The sequence below is a fragment of the Macromonas bipunctata genome (genome assembly GCF_002837135.1).
In the GTDB taxonomy this organism is placed as follows: Bacteria; Pseudomonadota; Gammaproteobacteria; order Burkholderiales; family Burkholderiaceae_C; genus Macromonas_A; species Macromonas_A bipunctata.
Window position 1 is genome coordinate 39,519 of the sequence record NZ_NWBQ01000002.1, and the last position, 13,966, is coordinate 53,484.

Annotated in this window: 12 protein-coding genes; 3 read left to right on the top strand and 9 right to left on the bottom strand. The window is 67.5% G+C overall.

All coding sequences use genetic code 11. The features are described 5' to 3' along the window. Nucleotides 1–6 precede the first annotated feature (6 nt). Complete coding sequence (uvrA, locus tag CON76_RS00375; RefSeq protein WP_101100978.1) at nt 7–6,021, bottom strand: excinuclease ABC subunit UvrA; 6,015 nt, start codon at nt 6,019–6,021, stop codon at nt 7–9. Nucleotides 6,022–6,147: 126 nt separating this feature from the next. Beyond that, nucleotides 6,148–6,588, bottom strand: coding sequence for a universal stress protein (locus CON76_RS00380; RefSeq protein ID WP_101100980.1), 441 nt, complete (start codon nt 6,586–6,588; stop codon nt 6,148–6,150). A gap of 131 nt (nt 6,589–6,719) precedes the next feature. Between CON76_RS00380 and CON76_RS00385 the strand changes: the two genes are divergently transcribed. Next, nucleotides 6,720–7,229 (top strand): tellurite resistance TerB family protein, encoded by a 510-nt coding sequence (locus CON76_RS00385; protein ID WP_101100982.1) that lies wholly within the window; start codon nt 6,720–6,722, stop codon nt 7,227–7,229. A gap of 15 nt (nt 7,230–7,244) precedes the next feature. On the opposite strand, the gene CON76_RS00390 is transcribed toward CON76_RS00385, so the two are convergent. Genes CON76_RS00390 through CON76_RS00415 form a run of 6 tightly spaced genes read right to left on the bottom strand, consistent with a single transcriptional unit; the run spans nt 7,245 to nt 11,266 of the window. Next, complete coding sequence (locus CON76_RS00390; RefSeq protein ID WP_101100984.1) at nt 7,245–7,484, bottom strand: DUF1289 domain-containing protein; 240 nt, start codon at nt 7,482–7,484, stop codon at nt 7,245–7,247. Then, on the bottom strand, nt 7,477–8,163 hold the full coding sequence (locus CON76_RS00395; RefSeq protein ID WP_101101008.1) for an HAD family hydrolase: 687 nt from the start codon (nt 8,161–8,163) through the stop codon (nt 7,477–7,479). The genes CON76_RS00390 and CON76_RS00395 overlap by 8 nt, the downstream gene beginning before the upstream one ends. Nucleotides 8,164–8,174: 11 nt before the next feature. After that, nucleotides 8,175–8,594, bottom strand: a complete 420-nt coding sequence (locus CON76_RS00400; protein ID WP_101100986.1) for a YchJ family protein — start codon at nt 8,592–8,594, stop codon at nt 8,175–8,177. Further along, nucleotides 8,591–9,691, bottom strand: coding sequence for a tyrosine recombinase XerC (locus CON76_RS00405; protein WP_101100988.1), 1,101 nt, complete (start codon nt 9,689–9,691; stop codon nt 8,591–8,593). The genes CON76_RS00400 and CON76_RS00405 overlap by 4 nt, the downstream gene beginning before the upstream one ends. Further along, complete coding sequence (dapF, locus tag CON76_RS00410; protein ID WP_101100990.1) at nt 9,691–10,575, bottom strand: diaminopimelate epimerase; 885 nt, start codon at nt 10,573–10,575, stop codon at nt 9,691–9,693. The genes CON76_RS00405 and dapF overlap by 1 nt, the downstream gene beginning before the upstream one ends. Before the next feature lie 22 nt (nt 10,576–10,597). Beyond that, a complete protein-coding gene (locus CON76_RS00415; RefSeq protein ID WP_205758147.1) occupies nt 10,598–11,266 on the bottom strand; it encodes a YiaD family glycine zipper/OmpA-like lipoprotein in 669 nt (222 codons plus the stop codon). A 140-nt stretch (nt 11,267–11,406) separates the two neighbouring features. On the opposite strand from CON76_RS00415, the gene CON76_RS00420 reads away from it, so the two are divergent. Both CON76_RS00420 and CON76_RS00425 read left to right on the top strand, forming a co-directional pair. Further along, nucleotides 11,407–13,077, top strand: coding sequence for an MBL fold metallo-hydrolase (locus tag CON76_RS00420; RefSeq protein WP_101100992.1), 1,671 nt, complete (start codon nt 11,407–11,409; stop codon nt 13,075–13,077). Further along, nucleotides 13,070–13,792 carry an RNA pseudouridine synthase gene (locus CON76_RS00425; RefSeq protein WP_101100994.1) on the top strand — a complete coding sequence of 241 codons (723 nt, stop codon included), beginning with the start codon at nt 13,070–13,072 and terminating at the stop codon, nt 13,790–13,792. The genes CON76_RS00420 and CON76_RS00425 overlap by 8 nt, the downstream gene beginning before the upstream one ends. 11 nt (nt 13,793–13,803) lie before the next feature. Here the strand turns inward: CON76_RS00425 and CON76_RS13655 are convergent, their stop codons facing one another. Beyond that, on the bottom strand, nt 13,804–13,941 hold the full coding sequence (locus CON76_RS13655; protein ID WP_276308984.1) for an ATP-binding protein: 138 nt from the start codon (nt 13,939–13,941) through the stop codon (nt 13,804–13,806). Between the last annotated feature and the right edge of the window lie 25 nt (nt 13,942–13,966).

A 13,966-nucleotide genomic window follows, 5' to 3' on the forward strand; every position in this document is an offset into this window, starting at 1 on the left:
GCCCCTTTACCCCCGCGCCAGCACTGGGGCCAGCGCCAGCCCGGTGGGGGTGCGCTGGCGCACCACGTCCTCGGGCGTGCCAGCGGCGACCAGTTGGCCACCAGCGTCACCGCCATCAGGGCCGAGATCAAGCACCCAATCGGCTTCGGCAATCACGTCCAGATCGTGTTCGATCACCACCACGCTGTGGCCACCATCGACCAGCCGGTGCAGCACGCGGATGAGTTTGTCCACGTCGGCCATGTGCAACCCGACGGTGGGCTCGTCCAGCACGTACAGGGTGTGCGGTGCCTTCTGGCCGCGCTTGCCGATGTCGTCGCGCACTTTGGTAAGTTCCGTCACCAGTTTGATGCGCTGGGCCTCGCCGCCCGACAGCGTGGGCGACGGCTGACCCAATGTGAGGTAGCCCAGCCCCACGTCCTGCAACAGTTGCAGCGGGTGCGCAATGGCGGGCATGGCGGCAAAGAAATCGACCGCATCGTCCACTTCCATGCGCAACACATCGCCGATGTTCTTGCCGCGCCAGGTGACGGCCAGCGTTTCGGGGTTGAAACGCGCGCCGTGGCAGGTTTCGCACGGCACTTTCACGTCGGGCAAAAAGCTCATTTCGATGGTGCGCACGCCCTGCCCTTCGCAGGCGGGGCAGCGGCCATCGCCGGTGTTAAAGCTGAAGCGCCCCGGGCCGTAGCCACGCGCCTGGGCCTCCAGCGTGGCGGCAAAGAGTTTGCGGATGTTGTCCCAAAAGCCGATGTAAGTCGCGGGGCAGGAACGCGGGGTCTTGCCGATGGGGGTTTGATCGACTTCCAACACGCGCTGGATGACCTCGGTGCCCAACAGGCTCTGGCATCCCTGCCACTTGGGACGTTGACCTGCGGCCCAGGCCTCGCGCCCAGCCTTGCTGCCGCTGTGCAACTGTACGGCGCTGGCCACGTTGGCCAGCAACACGTCGCGCGCCAGCGTGGATTTGCCCGAACCGCTCACGCCTGTGACGGCCACCAAACGGCGCAGCGGCACCTGAGCGGTGACGTTTTGCAGGTTGTGAAGGGCGGCTCCTTCGACGGTCAGCCAAGTGAGTTCCTGGTCACCCAAAGGTTCTTGCTGAGGCGACGCGGGGGTGCCGGGTGCCGATTTTTGGCCGCGCAGCGGACGGTATGAGGCGCTCGGCACCCCCTCGTCGCTGGCAGCCACAGAGACAACACCCCGCCGTGGCTGCAACGGGTGGCGCATGGCGTGCAGCAGATACCGCCCGGTCTGCGAGTCGGCGGCGGCCATCACATCGGCCACCGACCCCTGGGCTACCACGTGGCCACCACGCACCCCGGCACCGGGGCCGATGTCGATGACGTGGTCGGCGCGGCGGATGGTGTCTTCGTCGTGTTCCACCACCACCAGCGTGTTGCCCTGCTGGCCCAAGCGGTGCAAGGCGTTGAGCAGGATGTGGTTGTCGCGCGCGTGCAGGCCGATGGTGGGCTCGTCCAGCACGTAGCACACGCCTTGCAGGTTGGAGCCCAATTGCGCGGCGAGCCGGATGCGCTGGGCCTCGCCACCGCTGAGGGTGGGCGCGCCACGGTCGAGCGTCAGGTAGCCCAGTCCGACTTGCTCCAGAAACGCCAGACGGCTCTGGATTTCGGGCAACAGGTCGCGCGCAATGTCGGCTTCGCGCCTATGCAAGCCACCTTGGGCTTCCAAGGTCAATACCCACTGGTGCAGGTCGCGCACACTGAGGTGGGCCAGTTCGGTGATGCTGCGGCCCAAAAAGCGCACCGCGCGGGCGGTGGCGTTCAGGCGCGTGCCGCCACAACTGGCGCAGGGCTGATCGGTCAGGTCGTCGATGTCGGGTTCGGCAAACGCTTGTTCGCGGCCTTTGTCCTTGTCGTCGGCCACCGAATCGTCCAGCGCACGGCGTTGCGCGGCACTCAACTGCACGCCCGTGCCCACGCAATCGGGGCACCAGCCATGCTTGCTGTTGTAGCTGAACAGGCGCGGATCGAGTTCGGCGTAACTGGTGGCGCACACCGGGCAGGCGCGCAAGGTGGAGAACGCCTGCCAACGGCCCATCTGTGCCGTTGACGTGCCCGCATCGAGGGCGGCTTGCAGGCCGTCGATTTCGCTCAACACGTGAACCACGCCCTTGCCGTGTTGCAGGGCTTGTGCCAATTGGGCGCGCAGCAGGGGCTCGGTCTCAGGCAGCACGTCCAAGCTGAACACCGGCAGTTCGATGCTGTGTTCCTTGAAACGGTCGAGGCGCGGAAAGCCGGTGGTGGGCACAAATTCGCCGTCCACGCGCAGGTGCGTGTAGCCACGCAGGCGGGCCCAGTCGGCCAGTTCGGTGTAAATGCCTTTGCGGTTTGTCACCAACGGGGCCAGCAGGCCGATGTGCTGGCCCCGGAATTGCGTCATCATTTGCGCCAAGAGGCTGTCGGGCGTTTGCGGCTGCACCGGCGTGCCGTCGTGGACGCAGTGCTGCGTGCCCAGTTTGACGTAGAGCAAACGCAGGAAGTGCCAGACCTCGGTGGCGGTGCCCACGGTTGATTTGCGCCCGCCCCGGCTCAGGCGTTGCTCGATGGCCACCGTGGGCGGAATGCCATAGACGGCATCCACTTCGGGGCGGCCCGCCGGTTGCACCATGCTGCGGGCGTAGGCGTTGAGGCTTTCCAGGTAGCGGCGCTGGCCTTCGTTGAACAGGATGTCGAACGCCAGTGTGGATTTGCCCGACCCGCTCACGCCGGTGATGACATTGAACTGGCCGCGCGGAATGTCCACGCTCAGGTGGTGCAAGTTGTGCTCGCTGGCGTTGACGATGCGGATGGCGTTGGGGGCCGCACTGGCGGACGCAGGGGCCGGGGCCAACGCGGTGCCGTAAGTGGCGGGAGCCTCCTGTACACACGCCACGGTGCCATCCATGTCGGCGGCGTAGTCGCGCAAGGCGCGGGCGGTGTGGCTGGTGGGGTGCTGCTGCACCTCTTGCGGCGGGCCTTCGGCCACCACCAGGCCACCACCATCGCCGCCTTCGGGGCCCAGGTCGATGAGCCAGTCGCTGGCGCGGATCACGTCCAGGTTGTGCTCGATCACCACCAGCGAATGCCCGGCCTCCAGCAACTGGCGCAAGGCGCGCATGAGTTTGGCGATGTCGTCAAAGTGCAGGCCGGTGGTGGGCTCGTCGAACAGGAACAATGTGCCCTTGCTGGCCAGCGGTTGGCCCGAGGCGGTCTTGGGAACCTTCGTTTTGGACGTTTTGGAGGCACGGCTGGCCGCCGCTTCGGCCAGAAAACCTGCCAGCTTGAGGCGCTGGGCCTCGCCACCGCTCAAGGTGGGCACAGGCTGGCCCAAGCGCACGTATTCCAGCCCCACCTCCACCACCGGCTGCAACGCACGCAACACGTGGGCATCGTCGGCAAACCACCGCGCCGCTTCGCTCACGGTCAGCTCCAGCACCTGCGCCACGTTGAGGTGTTGCCCGTGGCGCTCCAGCGTGACTTCCAACACCTCGGGGCGGTAACGCTGGCCGTTGCAGTCGGGGCAGCGCAGGTACACGTCGCTGAGGAACTGCATCTCCACGTGCTCAAAACCGGAACCGCCACAGGTGGGGCAACGCCCGTCACCGCCGTTGAAGCTGAACTTGGCCGCCGTGTAGCCACGCTGTTGCGCCAGCGGCGTGGTGGCGAACAGGGTACGGATCGCGTCCCACGCGCCCACGTAGCTGACCGGGTTGGAGCGCGCGGTCTTGCCGATGGGGCTTTGATCGACAAACACCACGTCGGCCAGCGCATCGGCCCCCAACAGCGCGGCGTGCGCGCCGGGGGTTTCGGTGGGGCGGCCAAAATGGCGCATCAGGGCGGGGGCCAACACATCCTGCACCAGCGTGGATTTGCCCGACCCGCTCACACCGGTGATGACCACCAAACGCTGCAACGGCAACACCACCGTAATGTCGCGCAAGTTGTGCTCACGCACGCCTTGCAGCGTCAGGCGTGGGGTGGACGGCGTGACCCTGCGCTGGATACCCAACCCCACCCGCTTGCGCCCGCCCAGGTAAGCCCCGGTCAGGGTGTCGGCCTGACGCAGCGCGGCCACCGGGCCGTCAAACACAATTTGGCCGCCGCGCTCGCCGGGGCCGGGGCCCATGTCGATAATGCGGTCGGCGGCCAGCATCACGGCGGGGTCGTGTTCCACCACCACCAGCGTGTTGCCCGCGTCGCGCAGGCGGCGCATGGCTTGGTTGATGCGGGCCATGTCGCGCGGGTGCAGCCCAATGCTGGGCTCGTCCAGCACAAACAGGGTGTTGACCAGCGAGGTGCCCAAGGCCGTCGTCAAGTTGATGCGCTGCACCTCGCCGCCGCTGAGGGTGCGGCTCTGGCGGTCCAGCGTCAGGTAGCCCAACCCGACTTCGCACAGGTAGCGCAAGCGGGTCTGGATCTCGTCCAGCAACAGGCACAGGGCCTGGGCATCGCCGCTGCGCTGAAGTGCCACCACAGGGGCCGGGGCACCGGGCTCCTCATGCTGCGAGCAGAAATCGTCACCCGGCACCCCAGCCCCTGTGGCGTGGGGCGTTGAGGTACCGATACGGTCAAAGAACCGGCGCAGGCGCGCTATGGGCAAACACATCAAATCGTGCAGGCACAGGCCCGGCAAGGCGTGCAGTTGGGCGCGTGTCCACGCCACGCCATGCGGCATAAAGCGTTGTTCCGGGGGCAACACCGCGTCCGCGTCGGCTTTGGAACCGATGCGCCACAGCAAGCTGTCGGTCTTGAGCCGCGCACCGCCACAGTCCGGGCATTCGGTGTAACTGCGGTACTTGGACAGCAGCACCCGGATGTGCATTTTGTAGGCCTTGCTCTCCAGGTAGTCAAAGAAACGCTGAACGCCGTACCAACTCTGCGTCCAGTTGCCGTCCCAATCGGGCGCACCGTGCAGCACCCAATGGCGCTGCGCGTCGGTGAGTTGCGCCCACGGGGTGTCGCGCGGAACGCCCGCCGCTGCGGCGTGGCGCAGCAAGTCGCTCTGGCATTCCTGGTAGGCCGGGGTCTGGATGGGCTTGATGGCCCCATCGCGCAACGACAGCCGCTGGTTGGGCACCACCAGCCCCCAGTCCACGCCGATGGTGCGTCCAAAGCCCCGGCAGGTGGGGCACGCGCCCACCGCCGAGTTGAACGAGAACATGGACGGCAGCGGTTCGGCGTAGTGCAGATCGCTTTCGGGGCAATGCAAGCCGGTGGAAAACCGCCAACGCTGGGGTTCGGGCGTGTTGCCTTCTGCCGCCGTGGGGGGCAAGGCGTACACCGTAAGGCGACCGCCACCACGCTTGAGGCCCAGCTCAATCGCTTCCATCGCCCGCACCGGGGCGGTGCCCGACAGGCGGAAGCGGTCCGCCACCACGTCCAGCACGCGCACGGTGCTGCCGGACGGGCGCGGCTCCACCCGTTCGGCCTGCACGCGGGCAAAGCCGCTGGCCGACAACCATTGCTGGATGTCGTCGGGCGTGGCGCTGCTGGGCAATTCCACCGAAAACGTCACCACCAGCCGGGGGTCACCGGCCTGCGCGGCGCGGCGTTGCAGCTCGGCGTAAATGGTCTCGGGCGTGTCGTGGCGCACCGGCAACGCGGTCTGACGGTCAAACAATTGGGCCGCACGGGCCAACAGCAGCTTGAGGTGGTCGTTGAGCTCCGTCATGGTGCCCACGGTGGAACGCGACGAGCGCACCGGGTTCGTCTGGTCGATGGCAATGGCCGGGGGCACGCCCTCCACCTTGTCCACCGCCGGCTTGTCCATGCGGTCCAGAAACTGGCGCGCGTAGGCGCTGAAGGTCTCGACGTAGCGGCGTTGGCCTTCGGCAAACAGGGTGTCAAACACCAGGCTGGACTTGCCCGAACCGCTGGGGCCAGTCACCACCGTCCATTCGCCGGTGCGGATGTCCAGATCCAGGTTCTTCAGGTTGTGCTGGCGCGCGCCCCGGATGCGGATCACGCCGGTGGCGCCGGGCGGGGTGGCGGGACAAGTATCGGTGGGAGACTGCTGTGCCATGGTGTGCCTTCGTTGGAAGGCTGCCATTCTAGGCAGGCGCCCTGGCCACCGCTGGCGCACGTGTATGGGGCTGGCCCCCTACCCGCCACCGCCACGGGCAGGAAAGCGGGCAGAGGTGCGAACCGCTTATTGCGGCTTGACGATCAGCACCGGCACCTTGGCGTGCGTCAGCACTTTTTGCGCCACGCTGCCCAGGATCAGCGCCTGCATGCCCTTGCGGCCGTGCGAGCCCATCACGATCAGGTCGCAACCTTCGGCGTCGGCGGTTTCCAGAATGCCCTCGTAGGTCACGTTGCGCTCGATGGTGTCGCCGTCAAACGCCACGCCACGCGCCACGCAGCAGGCGCGCACGTCGTCCAGCGCGCGGCTGGCCGAGGCTTGCGCCTCCGACAGGTAGGCCTGGATGCCCACGGCGGACGCATCGCCAATGCCGATATACGGGAACGGGTCGATGACGTAGATGCCGATCACGTGCGCGTTGTGCTGCTTGGCCAGGTCGGCGGCAAACTCGGCCGCCTGGTGCGACAGTTGCGAGCCATCACAGGGCACCAGAATCTTTTTGAACATGGGTTGAACCTCCAAGGTTGAGAACAATCTATCCCCACATCTTAAACACACCGCCGCCCCGGCCCCGGTGGGCGCGCAGCGCGGGTGTTAGGATGAAAGCAGTTTCAACACCACACACAAGGAGCCACGTTATGGGTTTGTTCGACATGTTCAAGGGCGACAGCGGCGAGAAGATGACCCCGCACCTCGCATTTGCCACCGGCTTGCTGTACATGATGTCGGCGGATGGCGAGATGGACAACGAGGAAGTGGGCCACCTGCTGAGCGTGCTGGGCGGTCAGGACGACGGGCGGGGCTCGATTGGCGTGGGCGCGCAAAGCCAGGCGCTGCTGGATTCGGCGGTCAAGTACCGCCGCAAGCATTCGGTGGAAACCTTCCTGCAGGAAGCCACGCCGGTGCTGTCGGACGCACAGAAGATGTGCATCCTGGTCAACCTGATCGACTCCTCGCTGGTCGATGGCCAGCCCGAGCCCGAAGAACAAGTGCTGTTTGGCAAGTTCCTGCAGGCGTTTGGCATTTCGGAAGAACGCTTCCGCCCGTTCTTCGAGGTGATCGTGCTCAAGAACGACCGCAGCGTCTTCACCAACCCCAACCACCCCAAGAACAGCAGCGGCTACCGCGTCAGCCTCAGCGGGCTGTGATGCCGTGATCCGCCGTCAGCGCGGGACGCCCGCCGCGTCCTGACGCTGCTCCACCAGGCGCCAGATGGCCAGCTTGGTGGCGTCGTCGGCCTTGCCCCAAGCGCGCAATTCTTCCAGCGTGCGCCAGCAGCCTTCGCACAAGCCGCTGCTGGCCGACATACGGCACACACCAATGCAGGGTGATGGCACCGTCTGCCCCGGTTTGGGAGCGGTGGTGGCCAAAGCAATGAAAGGGCGGGGTACGGGCTCAGACATGCCCGGATGATACCGAAGCCAGCAAGGCGGGCAACTGTGCCATGTGGTGGAACACCCGCGCCACGGGCAGGCCAGCAAAAGCGCGCCCGTGCCCTTGCGGGCAGTAGCCCCACACCGTGGCCCCAGCGGCCAACCCGGCACGCACGCCGGTGGGGGTATCTTCAATCACCAGACAACGCTCAGGGGCCACGCCCACGCTTTGGGCCGCCACCAGGTACACATCGGGCGCGGGTTTGGAGCGTGGCAAGTCGTGGCCGCTGAAGACGCGCTCGCCAAAATGCGGTGCCATGCCCGCCATGTGCAACTGCATCAGCACCTTGGCCCGATCGGCCCCCGACGCGCAGGCAATGCGGCCCTGCACCAGCGCGTGCACTTGGGCTACCGCCTGCACCGCACCGGGCATGGGTTGCAGTTCGGCACGCAAGCGCTCATCGCGCCGGGCATAGAAAGCACGCATCCATTCGTCGGTCAAGGGTTTGCCGGTGCGGGCCTCGATTTGCGCGCGCTCGTCGCGCACGGCCTTGCCCAAAAAAATGGCCATCGATTCTTCCAGCGTCATGGCCCAGCCGGCTTCTTCCAGCACGTCGCGCAACACGCTGTGGGTGATGGGTTCGCTGTCCACCAGCACACCATCGCAGTCGAACAGCACGGCATCAAACAAGGGGCTGGGTGCGGTCATCAAGTTGGTGGTCACAGCAGGTCTCCATCCACGTAGTACCACTGCCCGGCTTCGCGCACAAAGCGGCTGCGTTCGTGCAGGCGCTGGCCTTGGCCACCGATGCGGGAACGGGCCACGAATTCGACCTCGGCGTGGTCGGTGTCCAGCACGCGGTGCTGACGCACCTCCAGCCCCAGCCATTTCACGCCGGGTTCCAGCGTCAGTTCCGCCGGGCGGGTGCTGGGGTGCCAGCTGGCTTGCAGGTAGGCCACATTACCGCGCACAAAGGCGGTGTAGCGCGAGCGCATCAGGGCTTCGGCGCTGGGGGCCGGATGGGCGGTGCGGTCGGCCAACAGTGGGCCGCAACAGGCTGAAAACGGCAGCGGCTGGCGGCGCGCGTTGTGGCGGCCGCACGGGCACGGCTCGGAAGGAGAGGGATACACAGGGTTCATCTGGGGGTTTTTCGTCGGGACGGCACACCATCAGCGGCGGCATCCGGGGCCGTGGTTGGTTCCGGTTGATCGTCCAACGGGGCCAGCGGCGCATTGGGCACGGGGCCTTGGGGTGGGCGCGGCTGGCCGGGTTCGCGGTGGTGGGCGCGCGGATGCGCGGCTTCGTAGATGCGGGTCAGGTGCTGGAAATCCAACCGGGTGTAGACCTGCGTGGTGGTGATGCTGGCGTGGCCCAGCAGCTCCTGCACCGCACGCAAGTCGCCGCTGGATTGCAGCAGGTGGCTGGCAAAGCTGTGGCGCAGCATGTGCGGGTGTACCGGCGTGTCCAGCCCCGCCTGCAAGGAGCGGCGCTTGAGGCGCACGCGCAAATACTGCGGCGTCAGGCGCGTACCGTGCTGGCCCACGAACAGGGCCGGTTCACCTTGCGCCCACAGCGCGCGGTAGGGCAGCCAGTCGGCCAACGCCGCCAGCGCAGGCGCGCCCACTGGCACGCTGCGGCGGCGGCTGCCTTTACCCAGCACGTGGGCTTCGCCCGCCTCGGCATCAATCCAGCCTTTGGCGTTGGCGCTGGGCCGGGCATCCAGCCCCACCAATTCGCTGATGCGCAGGCCGCAGCCGTACAGCAATTCCACCAAACAGCGGTCGCGCGCCTGCATGGCGGGGTCGGCATCGTCGCGTTCGTGCTCGGCCAGGCGGATGGCGGCTTCCACCCCCAGCGCCTTGGGCAAGGGTTTGGGCGCCTTGGGCGAGCGCACGTCCAGCAGCGGGTGGTGCTCCAGCAGGCCTTCGCGCCCGAGCCAGGTGTAGAACGCGCGCCAGCCCGACAGGATGAGCGCAATGCCGCGCGCGCTGCGCCCCGCCGAGTGCATCTGCGCCACCCAGCGCCGCACGTGGGTGGGCTGCAGGTTGCGCAACGTCAGGCCATCGTGAGCGCACAGCTCGGTCAGGCGTTTGAGGTCGAGGGTGTAGAGCACCAGCGTGCGCTCGGCCAGGCGTTTCTCGACCTGGGCGTGTTGCAGGTAGCGTTGCACCCAGTCGGCGCCCTCGGCGTCAAAGGTGCCGCCCGGGGGCAGTGTTGGGTCGGCAGGTATGGCCATTAGGCCAGGTCGGGCACGTCGATGCTGCCCTGGAACACCGTCACCGCCGGGCCGGTCATCAACACAGGCGCGTCCAGACGGCTGGCGCCGGCCCAGGCGATGGTGAGCTGGCCGCCACGGGCCTGCACATCCACGCGCTCGTCCAGCCAGCCCAGACGGATGCCCGCCACCACCGCCGCACAGGCGCCGGTGCCACAGGCCAGGGTCTCGCCCGCGCCGCGCTCGTACACGCGCAGCTTGACGTGCTGGCGGTCCAGCACCTGCAAAAAGCCCACGTTGACGCGCTTGGGGAAGGTGGGGTGGCGCTCCAGCAGCGGCCCCCACGCGGCCACGGGGGCGGTGTCCACATCGTCCACACGCAGCACGGCGTGCGGGTTGCCCATCGACACCACCGCCACCGGCACGTGCAGCGGCTGGCCCGCCGGGGCGATGTCCAGCGGCCACTGCTGCCAGTGGCCCTGCGCCAGCGGCTGCAAGCCTGCGGGCTGGAACGGGATGCGCGGCAGGTCGAACACCGGCGCGCCCATGTCCACGGTCACGCGGCCATCGGGGTTGAGACGCAGTTCGATCTCGCCGCCTTGGGTCTGCACGCGCACGGTGCTCTTGGTGGTGAGGCCACGCTCATGCACGTAGCGCACAAAACAGCGTGCGCCGTTGCCGCAATTTTCTACCTCGCCGCCATCGGCGTTGTGGATGATGTATTCAAAATCCACCCCCACATGGGGGGCGGGGCGCACGGTCAGGATCTGGTCGGCACCCACGCCAAAGTGGCGATCCGCCAGAAAACGGTACTGCGCGGTGCTCAGACCGAGCCGACCGCGCGTCTCGTCGAGCACGACAAAGTCGTTGCCCGCGCCCTGCATCTTGGTAAATGGAATCAGCATGGGCGCATTATCGGGCAGCTGGTTATTGCGCCGGGGCCGTTTCGGCCATGAAGATCTCGACGCGGCGGTTGCGCGCGCGGCCTTCCGATGTGGCGTTGCTGGCGATGGGTTCGTAGGAGCCACGGCCATCGATGGCAATGGCCGCTGCGGGCACGCCGCGCGCGGTCAGGTAGTTGCGCACGCTGGCGGCGCGGTTGACCGACAGCGGGTTGTTCACGGCGTCGGAGCCGGTGTTGTCGGTGTGGCCAATGATGCGCACACGCGCGTTGGGATTCTGCATCAGGCCCTGGGCAAAGGTGTCCAGGATGGTGCGAAAGTTGGGCTGGATATCGGCGCGGCCACTGGCAAACGAGATGTCGCTCGGGATGTTGAGCTTGAGCTGGTTGTCGGCGGTCTGTGTCACTTCCACGCCGGTGCCGGCGGTGCTGGCCTGCATCTGGCGCTTTTGCTCTTCCATGCGGGTGGACCACACGTGGCCACCAATGGCGCCCACGCCCGCCCCCAAGGCCGCACCGCGCAGCGCGCCCTTCTTGCCGTCGGTGGCGGCGCCCAGCACGGCACCGGCCAGCGCGCCAATGCCCGCGCCCTTGGCGGTGCCGCTCTTCTGTTCTTCCGACATATTGGCGCAACCGCCCAAAGCCAAGGCACCGGCCAGCATGGCGGCCAGAAGGCGTGTGTGTTGTACTTGCATGGAAGTTCTCCTGAAACAATGGTTGGACAATCGGACTTCGGCATCATAGGACGCCCCGGCTTGCGCCTGGCCCCACTATGACACAGGTTTTCCGGTTTTACCCACCGGCGCCTGGCCGCCACATTTTCTTACACCGCCCCATGGTACGCCCGACCCAACTGCTCCACCCCTCCCACCCGCCCGCGCCAGCACGCGCCGCCGCCACCGTGCTGCTGCTGCGCGATGGCCCCGACGGCCCCGAAGTGCTGATGACGCGCCGCGCCAGCACCGCCAGCTTTGCGCCCGATGCCTACGTGTTCCCCGGCGGCGGGATTGATCTGGCCGACACACAAGTCCACCACCACGCGCAGCGCCGCCCCACGCAAAACGACGAACTGCTGACGCAGGCCATTGCCGCCATCCGCGAAGCCTACGAAGAACTGGGTATCCTGCTGGCGCGCCACGCCGATGGCCGCTGGGCCAGCGACGCCGACATCGCCACCCTGCCCCGCCACGGCAACTTTGCCGCGCAATGCGCCGAGCGCGGTCTGACACTGGCCGCCGACGCGGTGTTGCCGCTGGCGCACTGGGTCACCTCGCGCGACTTTGGCAAACGCTTTGACGTACCCTTCTTGGTAGCGCGCATGCCCCCCGATCAAACCCCGGTGGCCGACGAAACCGAACAGTTCGAACCCGTGTGGGTGCGGCCCGCCGACGCGCTGGCCCGCCACGCTGCGGGCAACTTCTTCATCATCTACCCCACCATCCGCACGCTGGAACGGCTGCAGGCGTTTGCCAGCGTCGATGCCGTGCTGGCCACCTGCACCAGCGAACATCCCTGGTGGCACAGCTGCCCGCGCGGTGGCCAGGTGGCAGGCCAGGCGCGCTACTACATGGAGCACGAAGCCCCATTTGGCGAACTGGCGCTGGTGTGCCCCGACGGCCAGATCGCGCACCCTTTGGACTGGCAAAGCGACCACCCCGTGGCCTTGCTCAAGAACGTGCAACGCCTGACCGCACCCAACCCCGGCTTCATGACCGGCCCCGGCACCAACAGCTATCTGGTGGGCGACCCCGCCACCGGCTACATCGCCATCGACCCCGGCCCGGACGAACCAGCCCACCAAGAACGGCTGTGGCGCGCGGCTGGCGGGCGCATCCTGCACATCGTCTGCACCCACTCGCACCCCGACCACTCGCCCGGTGCGGCCCGGCTGCAAACCCTGACCGAACAACACGGCCAACCGCGACCGCCCATCTTGGGCCTGCCCAGCGCCAGCACCGCCGCCACGCACAGCCACTTTGTGCCCGACCGCACCCTGACCGACGGCGAAACCCTGCGCCTGCACGGCCCCGCGCCCGACGCGCCCAACGGCGTGGTCACGCACACCCTGCGCGCGCTACACACCCCCGGCCACGCCGCCAACCACGTGTGTCTGGTACTGGAAGAGGACGGCCTGCTGTTCAGCGGGGATCACATCCTCAACGGCAGCACCACCGTGGTCAACCCGCCCGATGGCAACATGGACGACTACCTGCGCTCGCTGGACAAATTGACCCACGCCTGCACCGAACACCATATCGCTTTCATCCTGCCCGCGCACGGTTACGTGCTGGGCGAGGCAGAGGCCGCCATCGCCCAACTCAAGGCCCACCGGCTGCAACGCGAGGCCAAGGTGCTGGCCGCCATGCGCACCCTGCCCCACGGCACCCCCGACGACTGGGTGGCACTGGCCTACCACGACGTGCCCGAACGCCTGTGGCCCGTGGCCAAACGCTCGCTGCTGGCGCACGTGGAACGCATCGACAACCTAGGAGGCTTCAATGTCTGAACAACACCCCAACACCCCACCCGTCGGCGAACGCCTGGCCAAACGTGTCGCCGCCTTGCGCCCCTGCTCGCGCGCCGAGGCCGAACGCCTGATCGAAGGCGGCTGGGTGTGCGTGGACGGCACCGTGGCCGACGACCCGGCACGACGCATCACGCACGAAACCGTGACCATAGACCCAGAGGGCCGCCCCGACGCGCTGGAACCCGTGACGCTGCTGTGGCACAAACCCGCCGGCATCGCCCTGCACGACGACCAGCCGCTGGCGGGCCTGATCGCCGCCAACACCACCCTGCGCCCCTGGCACCTCAAACACCTGCGCTGCGTCAGCCCGATGTCGGCGGCCAGCAGCGGCTTGGCGGTGTTTGCCCAAAGCGCGGGCGTGCTGCGCAAGTTGCGCGAAGACAGCCCGCTGCTGGAACACGAATGGATGGTGGAAATTGCGTCCGCCCTGCCCGCTGCCACGCTGGACGCGCTGCAACAGCCCGCCGCCACGGCCAACGCCCTGCACGCCAAATGGAGCATCAGCAGCCAGAACGCCTCCCGCACCCGGCTGCGTGTGGTGACCAAGCGCCACACCCCGGCCGGCCTGGCGCAATGGCTGCAACAGCACCCGCTGCAACCCGCCGTGCTGCACCGCCTGCGCCTGGGCCGTGTGGCGCTGGGCCCGCTGCCCGTGGGCGAGTGGCGCGTGCTGGGCGCGCACGAGCGGTTCTGAACCAGAGTACGTCAGCCGCCCTGGTGCGCCAGCGGCAGCGTGAACCAGAAGGTCGAGCCTTCGCCCACCGTGGACTCGAACCCCATGCTGCCGCCCATGTGCTGCACCAGATTTCGGCTCAGCGACAGGCCGATGCCGGTGCCGGGGATCTGGCTGAATTCGGCATCACCGCGC

Bases quoted from the DNA above. Each gene is read 5' to 3' on its own strand.
- CON76_RS00405 (WP_101100988.1), bottom strand. From the start codon at position 9,691: ATGGCCATACCTGCCGACCCAACACTGCCCCCGGGCGGCACCTTTGAC.
- CON76_RS00395 (WP_101101008.1), bottom strand. From the start codon at position 8,163: ATGACCGCACCCAGCCCCTTGTTTGATGCCGTGCTGTTCGACTGCGAT.
- CON76_RS00420 (WP_101100992.1), top strand. From the start codon at position 11,407: ATGGTACGCCCGACCCAACTGCTCCACCCCTCCCACCCGCCCGCGCCA.
- CON76_RS00390 (WP_101100984.1), bottom strand. From the start codon at position 7,484: ATGTCTGAGCCCGTACCCCGCCCTTTCATTGCTTTGGCCACCACCGCT.
- CON76_RS00385 (WP_101100982.1), top strand. From the start codon at position 6,720: ATGGGTTTGTTCGACATGTTCAAGGGCGACAGCGGCGAGAAGATGACC.
- CON76_RS00400 (WP_101100986.1), bottom strand. From the start codon at position 8,594: ATGAACCCTGTGTATCCCTCTCCTTCCGAGCCGTGCCCGTGCGGCCGC.
- CON76_RS00380 (WP_101100980.1), bottom strand. From the start codon at position 6,588: ATGTTCAAAAAGATTCTGGTGCCCTGTGATGGCTCGCAACTGTCGCAC.
- CON76_RS00415 (WP_205758147.1), bottom strand. From the start codon at position 11,266: ATGCAAGTACAACACACACGCCTTCTGGCCGCCATGCTGGCCGGTGCC.
- CON76_RS00425 (WP_101100994.1), top strand. From the start codon at position 13,070: ATGTCTGAACAACACCCCAACACCCCACCCGTCGGCGAACGCCTGGCC.
- dapF (WP_101100990.1), bottom strand. From the start codon at position 10,575: ATGCTGATTCCATTTACCAAGATGCAGGGCGCGGGCAACGACTTTGTC.
- uvrA (WP_101100978.1), bottom strand. From the start codon at position 6,021: ATGGCACAGCAGTCTCCCACCGATACTTGTCCCGCCACCCCGCCCGGC.